This is a genomic window from Gordonia aquimaris, assembly GCF_026262595.1.
Taxonomy (GTDB): Bacteria; Actinomycetota; Actinomycetes; order Mycobacteriales; family Mycobacteriaceae; genus Gordonia; species Gordonia tangerina.
The window spans coordinates 45,660-70,621 of record NZ_JAPKFM010000030.1; the positions used below are offsets into that span (position 1 = coordinate 45,660).

General features: G+C 66.4%; 19 protein-coding genes and 2 pseudogenes. 12 read left to right on the forward strand and 9 right to left on the reverse strand.

The features are described from left to right. Nucleotides 1–14: 14 nt before the first annotated feature. From OSB52_RS21530 to OSB52_RS21555, 6 genes are all read left to right on the forward strand, one after another. Complete coding sequence (locus OSB52_RS21530) at nt 15–869, forward strand: adenylate/guanylate cyclase domain-containing protein (protein ID WP_372512462.1); 855 nt, start codon at nt 15–17, stop codon at nt 867–869. A 231-nt stretch (nt 870–1,100) separates the two neighbouring features. Then, nucleotides 1,101–1,355: a DUF3263 domain-containing protein gene (locus OSB52_RS21535; protein ID WP_372512463.1), complete on the forward strand. Its 255-nt coding sequence runs from the start codon at nt 1,101–1,103 to the stop codon at nt 1,353–1,355. Nucleotides 1,356–1,485: 130 nt separating this feature from the next. Further along, a complete protein-coding gene (locus tag OSB52_RS21540; RefSeq protein ID WP_266063451.1) occupies nt 1,486–2,451 on the forward strand; it encodes an oxygenase MpaB family protein in 966 nt (321 codons plus the stop codon). Nucleotides 2,452–2,548: 97 nt separating this feature from the next. After that, entirely contained in the window at nt 2,549–2,956 is a 408-nt protein-coding gene (locus OSB52_RS21545; protein WP_235724786.1) for a hypothetical protein, read from the forward strand. Next, the gene (locus tag OSB52_RS21550; protein WP_266063452.1) at nt 2,953–3,612 is read left to right on the forward strand and encodes a VOC family protein; all 660 of its coding nucleotides are present in this window, start codon (nt 2,953–2,955) and stop codon (nt 3,610–3,612) included. The genes OSB52_RS21545 and OSB52_RS21550 overlap by 4 nt, the downstream gene beginning before the upstream one ends. 102 nt (nt 3,613–3,714) lie before the next feature. Further along, nucleotides 3,715–5,361, forward strand: a complete 1,647-nt coding sequence (locus OSB52_RS21555; RefSeq protein ID WP_266063463.1) for an NAD(P)/FAD-dependent oxidoreductase — start codon at nt 3,715–3,717, stop codon at nt 5,359–5,361. On the opposite strand, the gene OSB52_RS21560 is transcribed toward OSB52_RS21555, so the two are convergent. The 7 genes and pseudogenes from OSB52_RS21560 to OSB52_RS21590 all read right to left on the reverse strand — a co-directional run bounded on the left by OSB52_RS21560 (nt 5,358) and on the right by OSB52_RS21590 (nt 15,358). Continuing rightward, entirely contained in the window at nt 5,358–6,536 is a 1,179-nt protein-coding gene (locus tag OSB52_RS21560; protein WP_266063453.1) for an FAD-dependent oxidoreductase, read from the reverse strand. The genes OSB52_RS21555 and OSB52_RS21560 overlap by 4 nt on opposite strands. Then, nucleotides 6,533–7,447: a DUF1295 domain-containing protein gene (locus OSB52_RS21565; RefSeq protein ID WP_266063454.1), complete on the reverse strand. Its 915-nt coding sequence runs from the start codon at nt 7,445–7,447 to the stop codon at nt 6,533–6,535. Before OSB52_RS21565 ends, OSB52_RS21560 begins: the two co-directional genes overlap by 4 nt. Before the next feature lie 8 nt (nt 7,448–7,455). Next, nucleotides 7,456–8,487, reverse strand: coding sequence for an LLM class F420-dependent oxidoreductase (locus OSB52_RS21570; RefSeq protein ID WP_235724781.1), 1,032 nt, complete (start codon nt 8,485–8,487; stop codon nt 7,456–7,458). A 44-nt stretch (nt 8,488–8,531) separates the two neighbouring features. Then, the gene (locus OSB52_RS21575; RefSeq protein WP_266063455.1) at nt 8,532–9,650 is read right to left on the reverse strand and encodes an NAD(P)/FAD-dependent oxidoreductase; all 1,119 of its coding nucleotides are present in this window, start codon (nt 9,648–9,650) and stop codon (nt 8,532–8,534) included. A 118-nt stretch (nt 9,651–9,768) separates the two neighbouring features. After that, nucleotides 9,769–12,221, reverse strand: a pseudogene (locus tag OSB52_RS21580) (LuxR C-terminal-related transcriptional regulator). 172 nt (nt 12,222–12,393) lie between these two features. Then, the gene (locus tag OSB52_RS21585) at nt 12,394–13,512 is read right to left on the reverse strand and encodes a catalase family protein (protein ID WP_235724779.1); all 1,119 of its coding nucleotides are present in this window, start codon (nt 13,510–13,512) and stop codon (nt 12,394–12,396) included. Next, a pseudogene (locus tag OSB52_RS21590) lies at nt 13,509–15,358 on the reverse strand (peroxidase family protein). Before OSB52_RS21590 ends, OSB52_RS21585 begins: the two are co-directional and overlap by 4 nt. Nucleotides 15,359–15,564: 206 nt before the next feature. On the opposite strand from OSB52_RS21590, the gene OSB52_RS21595 reads away from it, so the two are divergent. Continuing rightward, the gene (locus OSB52_RS21595; RefSeq protein ID WP_266063456.1) at nt 15,565–16,311 is read left to right on the forward strand and encodes a hypothetical protein; all 747 of its coding nucleotides are present in this window, start codon (nt 15,565–15,567) and stop codon (nt 16,309–16,311) included. 51 nt (nt 16,312–16,362) lie between these two features. Here the strand turns inward: OSB52_RS21595 and OSB52_RS21600 are convergent, their stop codons facing one another. Beyond that, entirely contained in the window at nt 16,363–17,886 is a 1,524-nt protein-coding gene (locus OSB52_RS21600; protein WP_266063457.1) for a catalase, read from the reverse strand. Nucleotides 17,887–18,071: 185 nt separating this feature from the next. After that, nucleotides 18,072–19,073, reverse strand: a complete 1,002-nt coding sequence (locus tag OSB52_RS21605) for a TIGR03557 family F420-dependent LLM class oxidoreductase (protein WP_235724775.1) — start codon at nt 19,071–19,073, stop codon at nt 18,072–18,074. 107 nt (nt 19,074–19,180) lie between these two features. Here OSB52_RS21605 and OSB52_RS21610 point away from each other — a divergent pair, with 107 nt between their 5' ends. The 5 genes from OSB52_RS21610 (at nt 19,181) to OSB52_RS21630 (ending at nt 24,955) form a co-directional block, all read left to right on the forward strand. Continuing rightward, nucleotides 19,181–19,873, forward strand: coding sequence for an HAD family hydrolase (locus OSB52_RS21610; RefSeq protein ID WP_266063458.1), 693 nt, complete (start codon nt 19,181–19,183; stop codon nt 19,871–19,873). Between the two features lie 52 nt (nt 19,874–19,925). Then, a complete protein-coding gene (locus OSB52_RS21615; RefSeq protein WP_266063459.1) occupies nt 19,926–20,378 on the forward strand; it encodes a helix-turn-helix transcriptional regulator in 453 nt (150 codons plus the stop codon). Between the two features lie 5 nt (nt 20,379–20,383). Then, nucleotides 20,384–20,794 carry a VOC family protein gene (locus tag OSB52_RS21620; protein WP_235724771.1) on the forward strand — a complete coding sequence of 137 codons (411 nt, stop codon included), beginning with the start codon at nt 20,384–20,386 and terminating at the stop codon, nt 20,792–20,794. 164 nt (nt 20,795–20,958) lie between these two features. Next, complete coding sequence (locus OSB52_RS21625) at nt 20,959–23,361, forward strand: ATP-binding cassette domain-containing protein (protein WP_266063460.1); 2,403 nt, start codon at nt 20,959–20,961, stop codon at nt 23,359–23,361. 178 nt (nt 23,362–23,539) lie between these two features. Continuing rightward, the gene (locus OSB52_RS21630) at nt 23,540–24,955 is read left to right on the forward strand and encodes a cytochrome P450 (RefSeq protein WP_235724876.1); all 1,416 of its coding nucleotides are present in this window, start codon (nt 23,540–23,542) and stop codon (nt 24,953–24,955) included. The last annotated feature ends 7 nt before the right edge of the window (nt 24,956–24,962 follow it).

A 24,962-nucleotide genomic window follows, 5' to 3' on the forward strand; every position in this document is an offset into this window, starting at 1 on the left:
ATACACTGGCCCACGTGACGCGGACCGACGATGCCGGCGACGAGCACGGCGATGCTGCCGACCCCACCGACGCGGTCACGGCGACCTCCTCGGCGCGGCATTCGGGCAACCTTGGGCCTGCACGCCGTGCCGCCGACGCACTGGCTCGTTCTGATGCCAACGCCCGAGCGGTTCGGGCGGCGCGTGCGGCACGCGGTCTGCTGCCCGGCTCGCCACCGCAGGATGGGGGCCGGACCTCCGATCGCCTGGCCCGATTGATCAACGAGGCTCGTCCCGAGCAGCCCAGCGTCATTCGTGAACTGGGCCTCGGTGCGCTGCAGGTGTGGCAGACGATGCTCGCCCGACGCGGCGGCCGGGGGCGCGAACCGGTGCCCGCAACCATCCTGTTCACCGATCTGGTCGGTTTCTCCACGTGGGCTCTCGGGGCGGGCGACGACCAGGTGTTGCGGCTGTTGTCCGAGGTGAACGCGGTGACCGAATCTGTCATCTCCGCGCGGGGTGGCAGTGTGGTGAAGTACCTCGGCGATGGGACGATGGCGGTGTTCCTGGACGGCACCGAGGCGATCGAAGCAGCCCACGAGGCCATCTGCGCAGTGAGCGCGCTGACCATCGACAGCTACCGGCCACAACTGCGCGCCGGTCTGCACACCGGAACCCCGCGCGCGGTGGGGGACGATTTCATCGGCGTCGATGTCAACATCGCGGCCCGGGTGGCCGATGCCGCGGGACCCGGCGAACTGTTCGCCAGTGATGCGACCCTGAACAACGCGGACGCCGAGCGCTACCACCGTCGCAAGCGGCGGTTCAAAGCCAAGGGCGTTCCATCGGATCTCGTCGTTTACGCGGTGGTCCCTCGCTACGAGCAGTGAGTGGAGCGAACGAAATATCCGGTGCGCGCGGACTTTTGGACGTTTCGGGGGAAATGTCCGACCCTGCGGCCACACGCCACGCGACATTCACGTCCCGTTGATTCCAGGCAGTGACACACGCCATCATCCGAGGGCACAATATGGGCGACAGGCGTCGAACGGCCGGTGTTGAACAGTCAGCGCGGGTGCCGGTTCCATTCGACGATTCTCCGGCGATATCTCAGGGGCAGAGTGACAGTGCGCGACAAGCAGCGGCTCGACACACCGCACGACAAGCAGCAGAAAATGATCGACTTCGAGAAGCACTGGTATCAACTCGGCGGTGGCTCGTCGAGCGCCATCGCCGAACAGTTCGGACTCACCGATAGGGAGTTCTTCGATGAGGTCGACCGCATCGTCGCCGACGATCCGCCCGCGACGTTGACCTCCGGAGAGCTGCGTCGGATGCGCGGTGTCATCCGACGACGGCGCTGGATGGCCCGCTGACTTGACCGAGTAACGCGCAACCTTTTTCGCAAAGGTGTCGACGTGGGCGAGCTCACACGTTAATCTGACTACATAAGTCCTCAGAATGAGGTCGCTCGTTGAGACGAGTCAGAACGCGTGGAGGTCCGACATGACAATCACCCAACCGTCCCCGATGCTGGCCGACGAACCGGTGATATCGCACGGCGATGACGAGATCGAACTCATTTCTCCCGATTCATTGACCGCCGAACTCGTTGGCCGCTACACGTTCCTGCCGGTCAACGGTGCGGCGTTCGTGATGCAGGTGATGCATCCGGTCATCGGTGACGTCGTCGGCAAGTACTCGGTGTACCGCACGGACCCGATGGGTAGGGCCATCCGGTCGATCGACTCGGTCATGCGTTGGGTGTATGGCGGGCAGGAAGCCATCGAGGAGGGCAAACGGCTGCGGCGCATGCATCAGCCGCTACGAATGCGCAACGCGGAGGGCAAGCACATCAGCGCGCTCAACCCCGAGGCCTATCAGTGGGTCATCGCCACTGCCTTTCCGACGTCGGTGACGGCAGCACCGCTTGTCCTCGGTCGCGAGTTCACCCCGGTCGAAGAGGAGGAGGTGTACCGCGACAACGTCCGGATCGCGAAGATCGTGCAGGTGCCCATGAAGGGGTTCCCGCAGACGATCGAGGAGTTCACCCCCTACTTCGACAACATGATCGACAACGTGTTGGTCGCCCACCCGACGGCGGTGGAACTGGTCCGCCAGATGCAGACGGCGCCGCGGCTCGACGGCACGGTCCCCGCACCGTTGGTCCGGTTCGCCAACACCATCGCACGCTATGCCTCGGTGCCCGCCCAGAAGTTGAACTATCTGACCACCATCGGGGTGATGGACCCACGCATCCGAGAGATCCTCGGTGTGTCCTGGACCGACGGCGAACAGCGCGAACTCGAGCGCATCCACGCGGCGATTCGCGCCGCCTATCGCGTACTGCCCGAGCGGTTGACCTACTTCCCGCTGGCCTACCACGCGCGACGTCACCACAACGCGATCGTGAAGATGAAGCAGCGGGAAGGTGCCGGAGCGGCCTACAAGGTGGCGAAAGCCGCCGGCTGAGCCAACAAGCGGGATCGCCTCGACCGGCAGCCATGGGCCGGGTGGCGGTGATCAGTTGACACGGTGATCTGCGCGCGCGGCGCACTAAACTCGTGGGGTGCCGTTCTCCGACGACGATCTCGAGGCGTTCTATCGTGAGATCGAGCAGCGCACCGACGAGCGCCGTTCGGGTCGTCCAGTGCGACCCGAACCGTCGAAATCGCAGGACATCAACGGCCGGCAGCCCGAGTCCTCGTCGTTCACCGACGCCGAACTCGAGAACTTCTATCGCGCCATCGAAGCTCGAACCGCCGCGACTCCGGCTCGCAAGCGTCGGCGCGCCGGGGTCTCGAAAGCGGCCCCACCGCGATCGTGCCCCACCCCGGACAAGGTGGCCTTTGCCTCCGACGTACTCGCCCGCGAGAGCATCGTTGCCGTCCGCCGCCACACCGGCTCCGGGCCGACGCTGCGGTGCTACCGATGTGTCTGCGGCGCATGGCACATCACCAGTAAGCTGCGGCCGTGAACGGAGCACCGCCGACCGGCGTCGACGTCGACCTGATGTCACCGGACGTCGCTGCGACCCACGCCGTGTACACGTCCCTGTTGGGTCGTGGGTCCACGAACGGGGCGTTCGGGTTCGGTAACGGATCGCTGCGGTTTCACGGAGATGGGGCAGCAGGACACCGGGTGAGCTTCGGCGTCGACAATCTCGCCGACGCGCAGCGGTTGACCAAGCGCCGAGGCCTGGACCCTGACGAACCCGTCGGCGTGACCGATCGGATCGACCTACCGCTGTGGCCGGATGCCGACATCCCCAGGCTCGATCATCTCGTCTTCACAGCACCGACTCGTGATCATGCGCTCGCGCTTTTCGGCGCCACCCTGGACCTCGACTTCCGCCTGGATCGCCACATCGGCGGCGATACTCGCCAACTGTTCTTTCGCGCCGCCGATCTCGTCGTCGAGGTCGTGGTCGGAGCCGATCCGGCCCATGGGCCCACGTGCCGATTGTGGGGCCTCGCGTGGTCTGCCCCCGATATCGCGGTGACCCACGACCGGTTGATCTCGGTGGGCATGGCGATCAGTGAGATCCGGATCGGTCAGAAACCCGGCACGCGGTTGTTCACCGTCCGCGATCGCGCACTGGCCACCCGCACCGTGGTGATCGGCCCGACCTGACCGCCCCGTCGGTGGGAGACTGGTTCGGTGACCACGCCAGCTGCGGACAACTCACGTGCGCCATCGATCGTCGTGGTGGCCTCCGGCCATGCCGCGACCCTCATGGGCGAATTCGATCGCTACCGTCGTGACTACGACATCACCTGTGCGGCATCGGCAATCGAGGCGATCACACAGCTGAGCAGGCTGCGTAGCGACGGGCGGCCCATCGCGATGATCGTGGTCGAGTCTGAATTGCCCGACATGAACCTGCTCGAGGCACTCGCGACCTTCCGGAGTATCGTGCCGACCGCACGTCGAGTGGTAGGCATCCACTGGTCGGTGTTCATGGAGCGATCCGAGACTCTGCGGCCCGCGCTGCAGAAGGGCAAGTTCGACACATTTCTGTTGATCCCGCGCGGCCCGCGCGACGAAGAATTCCACTACGCCATCACCGAACTGCTCTCCGACTGGGGAGCAACGGTCGCCGCACCGGAAGTGGAGGTCATCCGGATCGTCAGCACCGAACTCACGGCGCTCACCATGTCCATCCGAGACTTCCTCGACCGGATGGGGATGCCGTACCGCACGCACATGCCGGACAGTCCGGAGGGCCGCGCCACCATCGACTTGTTCAGCCGGACCGATTCGCGCACACCAGTTCCCGACACCCTGGTCCATTCACTGCGCGGTGACACCACCTCGGTCATCGCGCCGACGTCGGTCCGTGACGTCGCGGTGCTGCTCTACGGCCGACCCTCCGACATCTCGGTTGACACCGTTGTCGACCTCGCCGTGGTGGGGGCCGGGCCGGCCGGTCTCGCAGCCGCCGTGTACGCCGCCTCCGAGGGGTTGCGGACGGTCGTCATCGAGTCGGAGGCGGTGGGCGGGCAGGCAGGTACCAGCTCGATGATCCGCAACTATCTCGGGTTCCCGCGCGGGATCTCCGGGATGCGACTCTCGCAGCGGGCACGGACGCAGGCGCTGCGTTTCGGCGCGCGGTTCCTGACCGGGTGGCCGGTGCAGCGTCTGCTGATCGAGGAGGCGCTGGCGCCCTATCGTCTCGTGACCGACGGCGGCGAGGTATGCGCTCGGTCGGTCCTCATCAGCACGGGCGTCGCCTATCGACGCCTCGGCGTGGCCGCGTTGGAGGAACTCGTCGGTGTCGGCGTGCATTACGGCGCCGCGATGAGCGCCGCACGCGAGATGGACGGGCAGGATGTCTTCGTGGTCGGCGGCGGCAACTCCGCCGGTCAGGCAGCCATCCACCTGGCGCGCCATGCGCGCTCGGTCACAATCGTGGTGCGGCGCCCGGATCTGAGTTCGACGATGTCGGACTACCTCGTCGGGGAGATCGCATTCAATCCACGCATCACCGTGTGCGGGTCAAGCGAGGTCGTCGACGGTGGTGGTTCCGGCAGGCTGGAGTGGGTGATGTTGCGCGACAATCGCACCGGACGCGAGCAACGATGCGCGGCCGGCGGACTGTTCCTGCTGCTGGGTGCCTCCCCACATTGCGACTGGCTGCCCGAGGTGGTGGAGCGTGACGATGACGGGTTCGTGTTGACCGGCCGCGACGTACCCCGGCAGCGGTGGCCTGGCGACGTTCCGCCTGCCGAACTGACCACCAGCGAACCCGGCCTGTTCGCGGCCGGTGACATCCGTTCGGGGTCGATGAAGCGAGTCGCCGCCGCCAGTGGGGAAGGGGCCAGCGTCGTCCCGCTGGTGCACACCTGGCTGGCCACTCTGCGGGAAGCGCAGACGTCCTAGACTTCCCACTCCTGATCGCGCACCCCGCGATAGATTCCGCGGCGGACGATCCAAGGCTGCAGGACGGTGTCGATCGACCATGCGGGCAGCCGGAACCCTCGACCATCGGGGGTGAAGATCTCCAGTCCGTCGCGCTGGACACCGAGAACCGACCCCCAGCGATGCTGTCGAGGACGATAACGGCGCCGGTGGCCACCGCGCAGTGTGGCGCGCACATTGTGTGCGACCAGTCGGTCGGCCCGGTTACGCGCCGAGTTGCGCAGGGGATCGGTCGCCGCCACATCGCCGAGCGCGAAGATGCGCTCGTGCCCGGTCACGCCGAGATCGTCGTCGACGCGGACGAACCCGTGTTCATCCAGCAGATCGGCGGGCAGCCACTCGGTGTTCGGACGCACCGCTCCGACCGCCCAGACAACGGCGTCGGCATGTGCCGATGGCTGACCGGTGCTCCATTGAACGGGTCCGGTACCGATGTGGTCGATCCCGGAGCCGGCGGGAAGTCGGGCGCGATGCCCCGGGTGCAGCTCGACACCATAGCCCTCGAGGCGGGCCCGCACCTGTTGCCACACCCGCGGATGATGACCGGGTAACGCCCGGGAGCCCGGAAAGTACAGGTGCACGTTCTTGTTGGGCCATACCGCGGCCACGTTGGCCGCACTGCTGATCGCGGCCGCCCCACCGCCGATCACCGCAATGCTCGTCGCAGCGCGCAGACGTGCATGTGTCCGCCTGAGGTCGTCGGCGATGTCGGCCGCGGTCTGCAGCGTCGGCTGCCGCCAGAAGCCGTTGCGCACCCCAGTGGAGATCACCAGCACGTCGTAGGGTTCGGCGACGGTCGAGCAGTCGCTGCGCACAACCTCCACCCGCCGCTGACCGGTGTCGAGACCGACGAGTGTGCCGTGCACGGTCCGCACCCGGTCGAGTCCGCGAAAGCGGTCGAACCCGATCCAATAATCGCGGCTCCACACGTCGGGTCGCGCAATCCGGGTGCCCAGTTCCTGCCCGCTGAGCAGCCCGGGTTTCGACGAGATCCCGACGATGTCGATAGTCGCCCGAGAACCGGACCGAGACAACGGAACCGGCGATCTGCCACGCGCCAGATGGAGCGCGGTGAGCAACCCGCTGTCACCCATGCCGGCGATCACGACCCGCGGTCGCCGTCGGTGCGCGCTCATCGGCGAGTCCGCACGGCACCGCCCGCGCGCGGTGGCCGCGGCACGAACCGCGGTACCCGGTCGATCACCGACTGGTAGCCGGGTCGTCGGGCGAGGCTGCGCCGCTCCATCATCGGGATGCTCGCGCCCTCGAACAGAGCGAGCATCACCGCGGCGCCGATGAACAGCCACCAGGCGTCCGCCGGAGACGCCGCCACCCCGAACAGCGCGAGCGAGAACCAGAACGAGAACTCACCGAAATAGTTCGGGTGGCGCGACCATCCCCAGACGCCACGATCCATCACATCGCCGCCGCGAGCGGACCGGACGAACCGGCGCAGCTGCCCATCGGCGATCGTCTCGAGTCCGACAGCCGACAACCCCACCAGGAACGCCACGACGACCAACCAGGTCGGGCCCTGGGCCGGGTGGGTCACCGCAACATAGGCCGGCACCATCCCGGCGAACACCTGCAGGGTCGGGATCACATGGATGGCGAACAGGTCCACCGGCAGCTCCCACCGACCGGCGTCGGCGCGCAGCTGTGCGTAGCGCCAATCTTCGTGGTGCAGACCGGGGAACGTACCGACCCAGTTCGCGGTCAAGCGGACCGCCCACACCGCAACCACGATGAACAACAGCCAGGTACGGAGATCGTCGACGCCGAGGTCTGACTGCCACCACCAGTACCCGAGCAGCAGCGGCGGGATCACGCTCCAGTACGCGTCGTAGAAGCTGCTGTTGTGGTGGACCCGGCTGAAACCGAAGATGACGACCGTGGCCAGCAGGTCGGCGATCAACGTATCGAGCCACAACACACCGGTCGCGGGTCCCCACAGCAACCACAGCACCGCGACCGCGATGGCGAGCAGGTAGGCGAATGTGACCCGGACGAGTGCGGTGACCCGACCCGACGGCGATTGGCGCGACATCTGGCTGCTCAGATGAGCGTCGCCAGCTGCTCGATCTCGGGCACGCTGCCGGGCGACACCAGCATCATGGTGACGCCGGCGGCCTCCCACCGCTTGACCTCCGACCGCACGTGCTCGATGTCACCGACGATGGCCGAATCGGCCACGACTTCGTCGGGTATCACCTGTGCGGCCTCGTCTTTGCGGTTGCTGCGGAACAACGCGGTCACCTCGTCGACGACGTCGGCGTAGCCCATCCGCCGATACACCTCGGCGTGGAAATTCGTGTCCTCGCTGCCCATCCCGCCCATGTAGAGCGCGAGGAACGGTTTGATCGCCTCGTAGGTGGCGGCCCGGTCGTCGGTGATGACGATCTGGGCGGTGGCGCAGATCTCGAAGTCGGCGCGCGTGCGCCGGGCCCCCGGCCGTGCGAATCCCTCGTCAAGCCACTCGTTGTAGGTGTCGGCGAGTCGGGGCGTGTAGAACAGCGGCAGCCAGCCGTCGGCGATCTCGGCTGCCAGGGCGATGTTCTTGGGGCCTTCGGCGCCCAGCATCACCGGGATGTCGGCACGCAGCGGGTGCGTGATCGGCTTGAGTGGTTTACCCAGTCCGGTGGCGTCGTCCCCGGTCAGCGGCAACCGATAGTGTGGGCCCGTGCTGGTGACCGGCGCCTCGCGGGCCCACACCTGCCGCATGATGTCGATGTACTCACGGGTTCGCGCGAGCGGCTTGGCGAATCGTTGACCGTACCAACCTTCGACAACCTGCGGACCCGACACGCCGAGCCCGACGATGTGGCGGCCACCGGACAGGTGGTCGAGGGTGAGTGCGGCCATCGCGCAGGCGGTCGGGGTACGTGCCGACAGCTGCAGCACCGACGTGCCGAGCCGGACGCGTTCGGTTGACGATCCCCACCACGCCAAGGGGGTATAGGCATCCGATCCCCACGCCTCGGCGGTGAAGACGGCGTCGAATCCGGCGGCCTCGGCCGCCCGGACCAGCTCGGCATGGTTGGTTGCCGGCTGTGCACCCCAATATCCCAGCTGTAACCCGAGTTTCATGCTGCTCCCCACATCAGACCGCCGTCGCGACGGCTCCGTGCAGTTCACCGTAGCCGGTCACGGTCGATCGTCGCGGCAACATGGGCAGCCAGCGCCAGACAGGACGTCAGGCCCGGACTCTCGATGCCGAACAGGTTGACGACACCGGCGACGCCATGGTCGGTCGGCCCCTGCACCAGGAAGTCGGCGGCCGGTTCTCCCGGGCCGGTCAGCTTCGGTCGGACGCCGGCGAAGTCCGGCTGCAGGGCGTCGTCGGGCAATCCGGGCCAGTAGCGGCGGATGGCGGCGTAGAACGCATCGGCCCGGGCCGGATCGACGACATGCTCAGCGTGGGCGACCCATTCCACATCGGGACCGAAACGTGAGATGCCGTCGAGGTCGACGGTCAGATGGACGCCGAGGCCACCGTCCACCGGCACCGGATAGATCAACCGCTCGAATGGTGCTCGGCCGGCTCGCAAGCCGAAGTAGCTCCCCTTGGCGAGGTGCCGGAGCGGCACCCGCTCGGCCGGGAACCCGGTCAGCGATCGCGCGAGCCCCCAGGCGCCCAGACCCGCGCAGTTGACCACCGTCGCGCAGACGATGGCACCGATGTCGCGGACCGTGAGTTCGATCCGACCATCCGGTCGAACGCGGCCCCCTGTCACGTCGCTGCGCAAGGAGATCACCGCTCCTGCCTGCTCGGCGTCGCGGCGAAGCGCACCCATCAGACCATGGGCGTCGACGATTCCGGTCGACGGCGACCACAACGCAGCCACGCCGCACACCTCGGGCTCCATCTCCGCCAGTTCGGTCCGACCGATCCGTCGCAGATCGTCGACGCCGTTCTCGCGCGCACGCTGGGCGATACCGTCGAGTGCGGCGAGCTGATCGGTGTCGGTGGCGACGATCAGTTTGCCGGTCCGACGGTGCGCGACATCGTGATCGGCGCAGTAGCGATACAGGAGTTCGCGGCCGGCCACGCACATCCGTGCCTTCAGGCTGCCCGACGGATAGTAGATCCCGGCGTGGATGATCTCGGAGTTGCGGGAACTGGTCTGGGTGCCGATCGCGTCCTCACGCTCGAGGACCACCACGCTGAGACCGTCCCGGGCAAGCCGGCGCGCCACGGCTAGGCCGATCACACCTGCACCCACCACCACGACGTCCACGGACTCTGTCACGGTGTGCCAGCCTAGTGTCCCGCGAGCCGCCTGATGCGTAACCCACTGGCTCGTGACGCGAGCGGCCGCCGGTTCGGTGAGGAGCCCCGGTGCCTGCCCAGCGGCGTCGCGAAGGACCCTAATTCCACACGATGCGGGCCAAGGCGTCCCGATCCGCGACGTCGAGTTTGATGCAGGCGCGGTAGATGTGCCCCTCCACGGTTCGGATCGACACGGTGAGGCGCTCGGCGATCTCTCGGTTGCTGAGCCCCTGCGCCACCAGCGCGGTGATCTCCCGCTCCCGCGCGGTGACCGGCAGCGGCCGCGCGGCAGCACGGATGGCCGGTGTCGTCGCCGAGTCGCAGCGTGCGGCCAGCCGTGCGGAGCGCGCGGTCGCCTCGGCACACTCGCGTCGTCGTCCGGCCCGGTCGTACAACGGAACCGCCTGCGCGGCCGCATCGGCGGCCGAGAGCATCAGACCGATCTGTTCAAACCGCCCACTTACCACGCAGAGCGCGGCCGGGTCCGCATTCGCGACCGCGGCCGCATGCTGCACATAGAGGCCGACCACCGGACCCTGGACCAACCGGCCGACGTCGGTGAGACGCTGCGCGATCTGGCGGTCGCCGAACCGAGCCGCATGGTGCAACGCCTCGACGGCTACCGCATACTGCCCCGAGCTCTGGGCCGATTCCGCAGCCTCACCACACAACTCGATCGCCTCCCGAGGGCTCCCGGTCGATGCCGCGATCCAGGCACGCGAGATCGTGCGTTGCGGTTCGTGAAGGCGCAGGTGCGGTCCGGAGTGTTCCTCCGCGTCGTCGATCACCTGCTGCGCCTTCGCCACCTCACCGAGCGCAGCGTAGGCCCGGACCAGGATCAGCCGCGCGGGCAGCTGCCACGGCAGGGATGTCTCGGCGTTGAGCGCCGCCAGTGCCTGCTCGATCGCCTTCGCCGCAGTGCGGAAGGCACCGCGGTGGGTCGCGACGAGACCCGGCATGATCTTGGCGATCGCCCAGCCGACGAACTGGCCGGACGACGAGAACTCGGCGTACTCTACGGTGCGGCGGTCGGCCGCATCGAGGTCACCGACAGTCGCCAGCGCGAGCACATCGCCGTAGCGGATCATCACTTTGATCATGCCGTCGGTGGCCTTCTGCTCCGGACGGCATCGCGCCGCGATCGGCTCGAAATTCAGTCCACGACCGGCGACCGGCATCGCCAAACCTGCGCCGAATGCCGCGAAGTCTATTGCCTGAGAGGGTGATTCGGCGTCTGCGAGAACCTTCTCGGCCGCCTCGATGCCCTCGTCGATGCGGTTTTCGTGTACCGCCATGGCAGCGCCGGCCGCATCGACGACCAAGCGCAGCGCCCGATGGCCCACCCTGTCACGCATCAGCTGCAACAGCCGGCCACTCTGCGCAACGTCGCCGATCGACCAGAACAGCCGGCTCATCCGCGGAACGCCCCACTGCACCAACTGCAGTTCGTCGAGATCGTCCGGGTCGTAGCCGGCCAGCACTTCATCGGAGTCGGCGATCCGACCCTGCCACAGCAGTGCCCGCGACAACAGTTCGGCTGCTGCGACACCGCCGCCGCGTTCGTGGGCGGCGCGGGCCAGCTGTTCACCGAGCGGGAGATTGGTCAGTGCCACCGCATCTTTGGCGGCCGAGATCAACAGCTTGGGCTCGATGTCCTGATCACCGTCGACGCAGAGCCGGACGAGCCGGATCCGCTCGGCGGCCGAGGTGATCGGACGATCACGCAGGACCGCCACGATCCGTGAACGCAGGGTCCGAGTTCGACCAGCGTGTCGAGATCGAGTGGTTCGTACAATGCGAGCAACTTCAACGCATCCACCACGGCGTCACCGGCCCGATCGAGTCGCTCGTCGATCAATGCCACGAGTCCCGACGGCACGGCGGTGGGGCCACGAAGCTGCCAGACTTCGTTGTTCTCCGTGAGGTTTCCGGCCGCCAGCGCACCCTCGACCATGTTCCGCAGGAAGAGGGGATTACCACCCGACGATTCCCAGATCACGTCGGCGCTGAGACCTTCGAGAGTCCCGCCGAGCACCTTCTCGACCAGCTCGGTGCACTGCTCCTTGGTCAGCGGGTCGAGCTCGATCCGGGTGAGATACCCGTCCTTCCACAGCGTCGTGATGGCGTCGGGGACGGTCTCGCGGCTGCGGGCGGTGGCCACCACACGAGCCGCGTGTTCGATGGTGATCTGGTGTAGCAGCGTTGCCGAGAGCTGGTCGAGCAGGTGAGCATCGTCGACGCCGATCACGGTGTTCGGCTCGGCGATCAATGCCTCTCGCGCCGACACGAGTGCGGCGATCGGATCGCGGGAGGTGCTCGGCGACAGACGGACCCACGGCGCAAAAGCACCCAGTGGAATCGCCCGGGAGGACTCCGTGCAGGCTGCCCAGTGCACCGGGGCACGCAGCGAATCGGTCACCGTTCGTGCCGATGTCGTCTTGCCGACCCCAGGGGGTCCGACCAGCATGACGCCGCTTCCCCCGTCGGTCAGGGCGGAAAGGATCGCCTGATGTTCGGAGGGCCGGCCGAGCAGCTGCCAACCGCCGTCCATGCGTCCTGAGTATAGGTGCCGCGCGCCGCTGCGGCGTCGTGAACGACCACTGTGATGAACGCGGAAGCGCCGCACGACTGGTTGTGACCTGGCACGGCAGATCGGGACACGGATCGGTCGCCAGGTGTTGGTCGTCGGGTCACGGCGTCGTCGGCGGTCGGTCACCGGCTGGTCAGATCGGCAGCTCCGATTCGTCGGCGGGTTCGAGCATCGGGGCGTGATTGACGCGATGACGATACTGACTCGACGCGTCGTACACACGCCGCTTGAGCCGGTTGATCGATCCGAGCGGGCGGTGTGCGTCGAGACCCCGCCACGAGTTGAACGACAGCACCTCGTCGCCGAACGCCCGGCGCTGCGGGGTATAGGTGTCCTGCACGGGATATCGGAGGAGCGCGACGGTACGATACGGCGAGCGCGCGGCGTCCCATTCCTTTGTCGCATCCTCGATCGGCATCTCCGCGAGGTCTGTGCACAACTGCACTTGTAGTTCGTATTCGGCCCCGTGGCAGGCGAAGAAGTCGATCACCGACTCGGCGAAGGCATTGACCTCACCGTTGGGCGGCATCGGCGCGCCCGCGAGCGCACGCACCTCCGGTGACCGTGGGATCAGACGCATCTTGGCGATGTGGTCACCATGGCGCAGCGGCGCCGACGTGTGGAAGGTGTCACCGAGGATATGGGTGTTCGGTTGCACGAACACCGCCAGGTTGTCGGGCAGCCTGCGCCCGAACCGGGGCAACACGTGCTTGTTCAGCGCGTCGAGTGCCTCACTGCCGAGTCGCAGTGCCGGATCGGACAGCCGGGCCAGTGCCCACGCCGTCCACATCCCACTGCGGCTGTATGCGTGCGCGTCGGCGAACAGGAATTCGCGATGGGTGACCATGATGAAGTCCTGGGTCCGCGCGGTGTCGTCGGGAAGCGCGCGCGGCCCCGATACGCCGATCACCTTGATGCCGAGTCCCCGAACTCCACGCAGTTGGTCGCTGCGGATCGGCCCGGACGTGCTCGACAGTCGTGCGATCACCGAGTAGGTCCCAGGCGCGGCGAACATTCCCTGCGCGAGCTCCGGGTCCAGTTCGTCGAGTACCTCCAGTGTGCCGCGCAGGATGCCGTGACCCTTCGCGTGCGCGTCGCGCAACCCTCGCTTGTACACGCGATATGCGCGCTCGTTGTTCGCGCGCAGCACGCGCACGATCTTCTCGATGTCGTCGGCCTCGTCGGCCCGCGGGGATTCGATGTCCTCGTGGAAACGCACATACGTCCGGCCGCCGGAGACGATGTCGGTCATGGGGATCGGTCCTCTCTCGATGCCGCTGCGGATCTCCAGGGGGCGAATGGATTGGCAACTGAGCGCAACGCAGGTGTCAGGATCGGATGATGACGCAGCAGGACCGAGCGCATCGACGAGTTCCGGACCCATGCCATACCGACCTCGGTGTACACCTCGGGGCGGAAATCGCTGGTGAAGAAGCGATCACAGGACAGGCGGCGCGAAGCCATCAGGATGAAGATCCGGAAGGCGGTGTCGCTGAAGCCGAATCCGGGCGGCTTGGCTTCGGCGTAGAGCCCGATCATCAGATCCAGCGGCTCGATGTCGCCGTAGATCTCCGCCAATTCGGTGGCGGTCGCGTCGTCACCGTCAGTTCACGGAACGTCGTCACCGGTGCCATCCGCAGGGCGCGGCGAAAATCGTTGTAACGCGGCACTCCGCGTTCGCGGACCCGCATGATGTCCACGGTGGCGAGGTCGATCGGCGTCCCGTCGGGTCGTGCCAGGTTCTGCAGGGAACGCGGGAAGTTGTGCAACGACAGTTCACCCGGGTGTGCGCGCCCGAACGAGTAGAGCAGATCGGCGGCGGTGTTCGACGTCAGATGTCGTCGTACGTCCGCGGCGAGCAGATCGGCCATCGCGTGCCGCGCCACGACGCGGTCGTCGAGTCCACTGCGGAACTCCACCGTGTCGGGTAGCAGCGGATGCATGCGGTAGACGGCGACGAACTCCTCGGTGAGGGCGAACGGCACGCCGTTGTCGGCGGTCGCCGAGCCGGGGATGCCGGAGAGGATCTCGTTGTCGGTGAAACGTGCGATGCGTCCCGACATCCGTTCGCCGAGAAGTCCGAACCAGTTGCCGCGCATCGCCGCAACCGTGGTCGGATGCGCGATGATCGCCGGGGTCCAGTCCACGGTGTGGATCTTGGCCATCGACGCTGCGTTCACCAATCGGGCGGAGTCGTATAGTTGTTGATCGGTCATGGCGGGGTAGGCGGACGCCAACCGGTTGGCGATCGCGTTGTGCTCGCGCAAGAACAACGAGTGCAACAGGGCAAGACCCACCCAGAAATTGGCGGCCTGCCCATTCGGGTCGAGCAGTGCCTCGGTCTCCGCGGGCGGCAACCCGACGTCGTCGAGCGCGATCCGCCCACCGTCGTGGGTGCGGATGCTCTCCGCGTAGTCGGCCGTCTCACCGTAGATCTGCGAGCCGTCCCACCAATGCGACACCGTCGAGGCGAACACGGGCGGTTGATCGTCTGGTCCGGTCGGGTCGACCGCGGTACGCGCGAATGTCATCGGGTCATGCGACCAGTCGTCACCGTCGGGTAGCCGGATGTGCCACGGATTTCCGGCCTGTGGCGCGTGGTTGAACCAATCGTGCACCTCGAACTGAATCCAGGCTGCTGCCAGCAGATTGAGCGTGGTGGCCGGGCGGAACTCGCGACGGGTCAACAGCCTTCGGCTGACCAGTCGGGGATTTGGTTCGCAGATGTCATCAGCGTTCTCGGGTGCGGTGCGCGGTAACGGCACGTTGCGGCCGAAGCGGCTCCCGGCCGAACCCGCACGAGGCTCGCCGAGATCGTTGTAGGTGCCGTCCACGCTCCGCGCCCGGTGCTCGTCCGGCGTGCCGACCGGTAGCCGGGCGCCCGGTCGGCCCGTGTCGACGAGGTTGTACGCGCGCAGCTGGCTGCGCAGTCCCACCAGCACGGCGAGCCCGACCGGCGTCCACAATCGGGACCAACCGACCACGCGATCGACACGTTCTGCAGTCTGCGCGAGTCCACGAGCGGTGGCGCTCCGTCGACGGGGTGTCGGTTCCGCACCCGCGGTGCGACGCGCGGATGTGCGCACCGAGCGAATCATCCCGACCATGATCACCTCCGACTCGTCCGGTTCCGAGTATGCGGGCACGTCGACCGAACGGCACGAGTAATCGACTACTCGAAGTACTCGCACCCGGCCCGCGGATCGATGCCGCACTCAGGTAGCGACGTACTCGTGTCGTCACCGACACCGCCGACGAGGATGAAGGAGGTCGCGGCCGCGCGGCCTGCTGGGAGAAAGGCGCAATGGTGATCGCACCCGTCGAGATCAAGGTGAACGTGGCGTCCCCGGTGACCGATTCGCTGGTGGCGCTGGATCTGCTCGACTCGCCACCGCTGTGGCGTGACATGTGGTTCGCCGAGGCGCGGGCACGTGACGATGTGGGTGCACTCCCGCTGCTGGCCGGTCGTCTCACGATCCGCCTGCGCAGCGGCGATCGGGACGACGTCACCGTCGGGGTGCGGCCATGTGACACCGATCGTCTGGTCGGACGGTGGCGTGCCCCGTTCGAGGAGACACATTTCTCCTATCGACTCGAACGGGACTGGTGTGGGGAGCGTCGAGAGGTCGCGGCCGCGGCGATCAGTCGTCGTCCGCCGGGCTCGGTGGCGACCGCGCTGCGCGACGGCGCGGATCCGGCACACATCCTCGACGCGGCGCAGCGACAATTCGTGGTCACCTGTACTCCGCGCGGGATACCCATCGACCATCTGGGAACGCTGGGACCGGTGACCTGCCAGACCTGGCCCGAGGTGGACCTCGACGGTTGCTCGGTTCAGGTGGAGAGGTGGTCGGTCGCCGACGTCGACCTGCTCGAACTCGCGGTGCGTCTGCAGCCGCACCCTGGCGAGACCGCAGCGCAGTTCGAGGTCCGCGCGATGTCCGCGCACCGAGCGATCCGCGCGACGGTGACCCGGCGCGCCCTGTCGATCGCGGATTTCCGGGAATCCAAGACCCACCGCGTGATGACGGCGCTGAGGGCGACCTCCTGATACGAAACGGGTGGTGTGGCCTGCTGCCACACCACCCGTTCGACTAGTCCGTCAGACCTTGGCCTGCATCGAGCTACGGGCGGGGTTGCCCTGCTCGTCGACCTTGGGGTCGGGCTGGTCCTTCTTTTCGGTCACGCCGGACTTGATGCGAGCACCGATGTCGGGGTCGATTCGGGACCAGTATTCGAACGCCCGGGCCAGGACCGGCTCGGACACACCGTTGAGCAGATGGCCCACGACGTTGTCGACCAGGCGTTCGCGTGCCGCATCGTCGAGCACCTCGCGCACCATCGTGCCCGCCTGCCCCCAATCGTCGTCCTCGGGGTGGTCCACATATGCACTACGGACGATGTCGCCGTCCGCTGCCCACTGCGGCTCGCCCTGGCCTGCGTAGCTCGCGGCCGGCCCGCCCTTGGAGTTCGGCGCATACACCGGATCGGACACGGGGGTGATCCGCATGTGGCCGTCCTTGGTGTAGCTGTGCACCTCGTTGCGCGGCCGATTGACCGGGATCTCCTTGTAGTTGCCGCCGAGACGCGCACGATGTGCGTCGGCGTAAGAGAACACCCGGCCCAGCAGCATCCGGTCCGGGCTGAAGCCGATTCCCGGCACCACGTTGTTCGGCTCGAACGCGACCTGCTCGATCTGGGCGTGGTTGTCGGTGGGATTGGTGTGCAACGTCATCTTTCCCACCTCGTGCAGTGGGTAATCACCGTGCGGCCACACCTTGGTCAGATCGAAGGGATTGAACCGGTAACCGGTGGCGTCCTCATACGGCATCAACTGCACCTTGAGGGTCCAACTCGGGTGATCGCCCGCGGCGATCGACTCAAACAGATCCCGTGTGTGGAAGTCGGTGTCGGCCGCGGCCATCTGGTCGCCTTCGTGCTGCGTGAAGAACTCCACACCCTGATCGGAGATGAAGTGGTACTTCACCCAGTGCTTCACACCTTCGGCGTTGACCCACAGGTAGGTGTGCGATGAATAACCGTTCATGTGCCGCCACGTCTTGGGGATACCCCGGTCACCCATCAACCAGGTGACCTGATGCGCCGACTCCGGCGACAGCGTCCAGAAGTCCCACTGCATGTCGTGGTCGCGCAGATTGTTGTCTGCGCGACGCTTCTGTGAGCGGATGAAGTGCTGGAACTTCATCGGGTCCTTGACGAAGAAGATCGGCGTGTTGTTGCCGACCATGTCGTAGATTCCTTCGTCGGTGTAGAACTTCAGTGCGAATCCGCGAGGGTCGCGCCAGGTGTCGGGGCTGCCGCGTTCACCGGCAACGGTGGAGAAGCGAGCCACCATCTCGGTCTTGACACCGGGTTGGAACAACCCCGCGCAGGTGTACTGCGACACGTCCGCGGTGGTCTCGAATGTGCCGAACGCACCGCTGCCCTTGGCGTGGGGCTGGCGTTCGGGGATGCGCTCACGATTGAACTGTGCCATCTGCTCGATCAGATAGTGATCGTGCAGGACGATGGGCCCACCGGCGCCGACGGTCAGCGAATGCTCGTCGCTGCCGGCCGGTGCCCCGGAATCCCGGGTTGTGTAGATCGACGTGTTGTCGTCGGACATATCGCCTCCGAGAAGGTCTCATCCGTCTAAGGGCTGTGCAGTTGTGCGGACCCGAGCTGTTTGAGGTCCTTGGCCGATGCTACCCCGGCCGCGTGTCGCGCGGTCGTGGGTTGCCGGGCCCGTCGACGGATTGGGTGTGAATGATGTTGCAATCGAACCGCTTTGTTTGCCGTCGTGTGATCACACTACTGGGCCCCACCTCCCGACGCGGCGGAACGGAGCTTGTCCAGCAACGGTTTTGCGGCCGTCTCGAGGAACTCGGCTTGCGATTCGCCACCGATCTGGACAAGTGCGATATCGGTGAATCCCGCTTCCCAGAAAGGTCGCACGGCGTCGACGACGGCGTCGAGATCGGGCCCGCACGGAATCGATTCGGCCACATCCGCGGGTCGAACGTATTGGGTCGCCGCGGCGAACCCGGCGGTGGTCCGCAGGTCTGCGTTGACATCCCACCCGCCGCTGAACCAGCGGAACTGATCGTGGGCTCGGGCGACCGCGGCATCGCGATCACGATCCCAGCACATGGGGATCTGACCGATCGCGCGGCTGTCGATGCCGATCGTCCCGGTGCCGTCCGTCGCGTTCCAGGTGTCGACAAGACCCGGATTCGGTTCGACCGCAATCAGGTGGTCGGCGAGCGGACCGAACTCCTCGATGCCCTGCGCGCCGGACACGGCCACGCCCAGCGGCACCGTCTCGGGCAGATCCCAGATGCGCGCGGCGTCCACCTGGAAGTAGTCGCCACGGAAGTCGACGAGGTCCCCGGTGTGCAACGCGCGGATGATCTCGATCGCCTCGGCGAGCATCGCCTGACGGTCGCCGACGGCCGGCCAGCCTTCCCCGACGACGTGCTCGTTGAGGTTCTCACCGGCTCCGAGGCCGAGGGTGAACCGCCCGTCGGCGAGCAACTGCAGGGTGGCCGCCTTTTGCGCGACGACGGCGGGGTGGTAGCGAATGGTGGGGCAGGTGACATACGTCATGAGGTCCACGCGTTCGGTCGCATGTGCGACCGCCCCGAGCACACTCCACGCGTAGGGCGCATGGCCCTGCGCCGACAGCCACGGGAAGTAGTGGTCGCTGGACACCTCGAAGTCGAAGCCCACCTCCTCGGCGCCTACCGCGTACCGGACGAGTTCTTTGGGTCCGGCCTGCTCGGTCATCAATGTGTAGCCGAAGCGTGTGGGCATGGGGTGCGCTCCTTCGTCGAGCATCGGAGGAATCAGTCGTCCTCCGTGATTGCCTGCAGTACCGACGGGGTAACACCTCGAGTCGACATCCAAACCCAGGGGAGAGCATGACGAACGCATCCGGACACCGCGAATCACCCGACCGCGATGAGTCCCTCGCCGACACCGTGCTGCTCGACGTCGACGGCACCCTCATTGATTCCACCTACTTTCATGCGCTGGCCTGGATACGCGCTTTCGCAGCCCACGACCTGACCCCGGATTGGTGGCGGGTGCATCGAACCGTCGGCATGGGCGGTGACCTCCTGGTCGGCGAGGTCGGCGGCCGCGAGGTCGAGGACCAGCTCGGCGACGAGTTGCGGGCGGACTGGGCCGATCGCTACCGGCAATTGCTCCCCGAGGTCAGGGTGTTTCCGGGTGCCCGCGCGTTGATCGATCAGCTACAGCAGGCCGGCCACCGGGTGGCGCTTGCCTCGTCCGGAGCCCAAGAGTTCACCGAGGCCGCGCTGCGGATGCTCGGCATGGCCGGCGACGAGTTCGCGGCCGTCACCTCGTCGGAGGATGTGGACCGATCCAAGCCCGAGCCGGACATTCTGGCGACGGCACTGCAGCGGGCCGGCGGCGCCGACGCGGTGGTGGTGGGCGACACAGTGTGGGATGTCGAATCGGCCAACCGGCTCGGCGCCAGGTGTGTGGCGGTCCGCAGCGGCGGTTTCTCCGAAGCCGAGTTGACGGCGGCCGGAGCGGTGGAAGTGGTCGACGACGTGGGTGAGCTGGCCACCCGCCGCTGGTTGCCCTGACGGAGGTTCGTTCGACCTGGGCAACAGGCGGTGGGCATGGCACGATCACAACGTGTCCGAGTCGTCTGAAGCCGATCGCCTGCGCGACCTCGCGCGGCTGCGACGCGTTCGCGATCGCATCGATCGCGACTACGCCGAGCCGTTGAACGTCGAAGCATTGGCCCGTGGCGCCCACATGTCCGCCGGACACCTCAGCCGCGAGTTCCGACGGGTCTACGGCGAGTCCCCGTACTCGTACCTGATGACACGGCGCATCGAACGTGCCATGGCACTGCTGCGGCGGGGCGATCTGACCGTGACCGACGTCTGCTTCGCGGTCGGCTGTTCGTCGCTGGGCACGTTCAGTACCCGATTCACCGAACTCGTCGGTGTGCCCCCGAGTGTCTACCGGGAACGGGAGAGCGGAGCCGAATCCACCGCGGGGATACCGGCGTGTCTGGCCAAACAGGTCACCAGACCGGTCAGGAATCGAGAAGCCGCGAGCCGTTCTCCGCGTCTAGCGTGAGTCCCATGAGCATCGTCATCCAGTACACTTTCCTGCCGCAGACCGATCCGGACGCCGCCCTCGGGTTCTATCGGGACATCCTCGGATTCGAGGTTCGCAAAGACGTCGGATACGAGGGGATGCGGTGGCTGACCGTAGGACCACCGGATCAACCGCAGACCTCGATCGTGCTGCACCCACCTGCCGCGGATCCCGGGATCACCGACGACGAACGGCGGGTGATTCTCGACCTCATCGCCAAGGGCAGCTTCGGCGCGGTCACCCTGGCCACCGATGACCTCGACGGACTGTTCGAGAAGCTCGAGGCCGCCGGCGCCGAGGTGCTGCAGGAACCCACCGATCAGCCGTACGGAGTCCGCGACTGCGCGTTCCGCGATCCGGCGGGCAACCTGATCCGTATCGACCAACTGCAGTGACCACAGTCCCGCCGCCACGAAGATGTGTGGATACCGAACCGGGCATGCCGTCGTCGAACACCTGTCGACGCCAAGCCACCAGACGCCACCGGAGACCCTGACCGACAGTGCATCACAACGAGTTGCCCTGACCACGTGCGCCGACCCGACCAGATGGAGATCCTGTGAGCGCCCCCAGCACGACGTCACGATCCACACCCACGTCGCCTGACACCCACGTCGCCGACACCCACGACCTGATCCGGGTCACCGGAGCGCGCGAGAACAACCTCAAAGACGTCAGCCTGGAGATCCCCAAGCGTCGACTGACCGTGTTCACCGGCGTCTCCGGGTCGGGGAAGAGTTCGCTGGTCTTCAGCACGATCGCCGCCGAATCACAACGGATGATCAACGAGACCTACAGCGCGTTCGTCCAGGGTTTCATGCCGAATCTGGGGCGGCCCGACGTCGACGTCCTCGAGGGACTGACCACCGCGATCATCGTCGATCAGGAACGAATGGGCGCCAACCCGCGTTCGACTGTCGGGACCGCGACCGATGCGAACGCGATGCTGCGCATCCTTTTCAGCCGATTGGGCACACCGCACATCGGCTCACCGCAGGCCTTCTCGTTCAATGTGGCGTCCATCAGCGGGGCCGGCGCGGTGACGGTCGAGAAGGCCGGTCGAAAGGTCAAGGAGCGCCGCAGCTTCTCGATCACCGGCGGCATGTGTCCGCGCTGCGAGGGACGGGGCTCGGTCTCGGATTTCGACCTGACCGCGTTGTACGACGACTCCAAGTCGCTCAACGAAGGCGCACTCACCATCCCCGGCTACAGCATGGACGGTTGGTACGGGCGCATCTTCCGGGGTTGTGGCTGGTTCGATCCGGACAAGCCGATCCGCAAGTTCACCAAGCGCCAACTCGACGACCTGCTCTACAAAGAGGCCACCAAGATCAAGGTGGACGGGATCAATCTGACCTACCTCGGCCTCATCCCGCAGATCCAGAAGTCGTTCCTGTCCAAAGACCGTGAGGCGATGCAGCCGCACATCCGTGCCTTCGTTGATCGCGCGATCACCTTCACCACCTGCCCCGAATGTGACGGGACCCGGCTGACCGCGGAGGCCCGCAGCTCCACCATCGCCGGAAAGAGCATCGCCGACCTGTGTGCCATGCAGATCAGCGACCTCGCCGAATGGGTGCGTCAGCTCGACGAACCCTCGGTGAAACCCCTGCTCGGTACGTTGAGCCAGACGCTGGACTCGTTCGTGGACATCGGCCTGGGCTATCTGTCCCTGGAACGCCCGGCGGGCACGCTATCCGGGGGAGAAGCACAGCGCACCAAGCTGATCCGTCATCTGGGATCCTCGCTGACCGACGTGACCTACGTGTTCGACGAACCGACGATCGGTCTGCACCCGCACGACATCGCACGGATGAACGACCTGCTCCGGCAATTGCGCGACAAGGGCAACACCGTGCTGGTGGTGGAACACAAACCGGAGGCCATCGCGATCGCCGACCACGTGGTCGATCTCGGTCCCGGCGCCGGACGGGACGGCGGCGAGATCGTCTTCGAGGGGACAGTCGAGCAGTTGCGTCAGGCCGATACGCGAACGGGCCGGCACCTCGATGACCGAGCCCGGATCAAGGAGTCGGTGCGGACGTCCGACGGCGCCCTGGAGATTCGCGGCGCCGATATGCACAACCTGCGCGGCGTCGACGTCGACATCCCGCTCGGGGTACTGGTTGTGGTGACCGGGGTGGCCGGCTCGGGCAAGAGTTCGCTGATCGACGGGTCGCTGGCCACTCGCGACGGAGTGGTGTCGATCGATCAAGGCGCCATCCGCGGGTCGCGACGCAGCAACCCGGCCACGTACACGGGGTTGCTCGATCCGATTCGCAAGGCGTTCGCCAAGGCCAACGGGGTGAAACCAGGACTGTTCAGCGCCAACTCCGAAGGTGCCTGCCCGAACTGCAACGGCGCAGGGGTCATCTACTCGGACCTGGCGATGATGGCCGGTGTCGCCACACCCTGCGAGGTGTGTGAGGGCAAACGGTTCTCCGCCGACGTGCTGGAGTACACATTCGGCGGTAAGGACATCAGCGAGGTCCTCACCATGTCCGTAACGCAGGCCGAGGAGTTCTTCGGGTCGGCCGACGCCAAGATCCCGGCGGCGCACAAGATCCTCGTCCGGCTGCGGGACGTCGGGCTGGGCTACCTCACCATCGGTCAACCGCTCACCACACTGTCTGGTGGCGAGCGGCAACGGCTGAAGCTCGCCGCTCAGATGGGAGACAAGGGCGACATCTACATCCTCGACGAGCCCACCACCGGCCTGCACCTGGCCGACGTGCAACAGCTGCTCGAGTTGCTCGATCGACTGGTCGACGGCGGGAAGTCGGTCATCGTGATCGAGCACCACCAGGCGGTCATGGCGCACGCCGACTGGATCGTCGATCTCGGCCCCGGTGCGGGTCATGACGGCGGCCGGATCGTCTTCGAGGGCACCCCGGCCGACTTGATCGCCGATCCGAAAACGCTGACCGGCACACACCTCGCCGACTACGTCGCGACGCAGTAGTTCGGTGTGCTTCGCAGATTTCGGTGACGTGGCCGGATACCCGTCGTAGACTACTTTTGAAACATCTGTAGCGATTCGTTCCTTTGGTGCTCCGTTCCTGCGCTACTCGGTCCGGAGGGATCGGAGCACCGGGGGTGATGACATGGGCGGGAGCGCTGGAGTGAACGCGAAGAAGACGATGCAGTCGACGCTGGGCAAGGTCAGCAAGGCCTACCCGAGTAAGCCGCGGCCGCTGGCCGAACCGCCGGCCGGTTCGGGCCTCAAGCCGGTGATGGGTGATGCGGGCATGCCGTTTCTCGGCAACACACTCGAAGCGCTCGCCGACCCGCTCGCGAGCGCGATGGAGCGGTACGAGAAGTACGGCCCGGTTTCGTGGTCGGGTTCGCTCAACATGAACATCGTGACGCTCATCGGCCCCGAGGCCATCGAATGCGGATGGATGAACCGCGAGAAGGCATTTTCCAGCGAGCAGGGCTGGGAACCGATGATCGGCCCCTTCTTCCGTCGCGGCATCATGTTGATGGATTTCGAGGAGCACATGCATCACCGTCGAATCCTGCAGCAGGCCTTCACCAGGCCTCGACTCAACGGATATCTCGACATGATGACACCGCACATCGAGAAGACCCTGGCGAACTGGGACGTGGGCGCCGGGTTCCCCATGTACTCACGTACCAAGGACCTCACTCTGTCGTTGGCCACCGAAGTCTTCATGGGTGCGTCACTCAACGAGAGCGAAACGCATCGCCTCGAGAGCGCCTTCGAGGCCGCGGTCCGCGGCGGACAGGCAATGGTGCGCGCGGACGTCCGCGACTGGACCTGGGCGCGGGGGCTGCGTGGACGAGAAGCGTTGCAGCACTACTTCCGTTCGGAGATCGCCGCTCGTCGCGCCGGTGACGGCGACGACCTGTTCAGCGTGCTCTGCCACAGCCAGGACGAGGACGGCAATTCGTTCAGCGACGAGGACGTCGTCAACCACATGATCTTCGTGATGATGGCCGCCCACGACACCAGCACCATCGCCTTGTCGATGATGACCTATTTCCTGGGTCGCCACCCGCAGTGGCAGCAGCGACTCCGCGACGAATCGCTGGCGCTGGGCAAATCAACCATCGACTACGACGACCTCGACAAACTGCCCAGCCTCGACCTGGCCTTCAAGGAGACGCTCCGCATCAACGCGCCGGTGGGCATGTTGTTCCGAAAGACGGTGGCCGACACCGACATCCTCGGGCACTACGTGCCCAAGGGCACCCTGGTCAGCATCCATCCGTGGGCATCGATGCTGCGCGAGGAGTGGTGGCCCAACCCGACCCACTGGGATCCGGACCGGTTCTCCCCAGAGCGCCGCGAGGACAAGGTCCATCGATTCGCGTGGGCACCGTTCGGTGGCGGCGCCCACAAGTGCATCGGCCTCTACTTCGGTGGCATGGAGGTCAAGGCGATCATGCACCAGCTGCTGCAGCGTTTCGAGTGGTCCGTCCCGGCCGATTACCGACTCGATCTGACCTACGGCACCGGACCGACCCCCGCAGACGGATTGCCGATCGACATGCGTCGTCGGGTGATGCACGAGGTGCCGCCGCGCGCCTGAGCTGGTG

Excerpts from the sequence above, each read along its gene's own strand:
- OSB52_RS21540 (WP_266063451.1), top strand. The coding sequence starts at position 1,486 with ATGACAATCACCCAACCGTCCCCGATGCTGGCCGACGAACCGGTGATA.
- OSB52_RS21555 (WP_266063463.1), top strand. The coding sequence starts at position 3,715 with ATGGGCGAATTCGATCGCTACCGTCGTGACTACGACATCACCTGTGCG.
- OSB52_RS21560 (WP_266063453.1), bottom strand. The coding sequence starts at position 6,536 with ATGAGCGCGCACCGACGGCGACCGCGGGTCGTGATCGCCGGCATGGGT.
- OSB52_RS21565 (WP_266063454.1), bottom strand. The coding sequence starts at position 7,447 with ATGTCGCGCCAATCGCCGTCGGGTCGGGTCACCGCACTCGTCCGGGTC.
- OSB52_RS21570 (WP_235724781.1), bottom strand. The coding sequence starts at position 8,487 with ATGAAACTCGGGTTACAGCTGGGATATTGGGGTGCACAGCCGGCAACC.
- OSB52_RS21585 (WP_235724779.1), bottom strand. The coding sequence starts at position 13,512 with ATGACCGACATCGTCTCCGGCGGCCGGACGTATGTGCGTTTCCACGAG.
- OSB52_RS21595 (WP_266063456.1), top strand. The coding sequence starts at position 15,565 with ATGGTGATCGCACCCGTCGAGATCAAGGTGAACGTGGCGTCCCCGGTG.
- OSB52_RS21600 (WP_266063457.1), bottom strand. The coding sequence starts at position 17,886 with ATGTCCGACGACAACACGTCGATCTACACAACCCGGGATTCCGGGGCA.
- OSB52_RS21605 (WP_235724775.1), bottom strand. The coding sequence starts at position 19,073 with ATGCCCACACGCTTCGGCTACACATTGATGACCGAGCAGGCCGGACCC.
- OSB52_RS21610 (WP_266063458.1), top strand. The coding sequence starts at position 19,181 with ATGACGAACGCATCCGGACACCGCGAATCACCCGACCGCGATGAGTCC.
- OSB52_RS21620 (WP_235724771.1), top strand. The coding sequence starts at position 20,384 with ATGAGCATCGTCATCCAGTACACTTTCCTGCCGCAGACCGATCCGGAC.
- OSB52_RS21630 (WP_235724876.1), top strand. The coding sequence starts at position 23,540 with ATGCAGTCGACGCTGGGCAAGGTCAGCAAGGCCTACCCGAGTAAGCCG.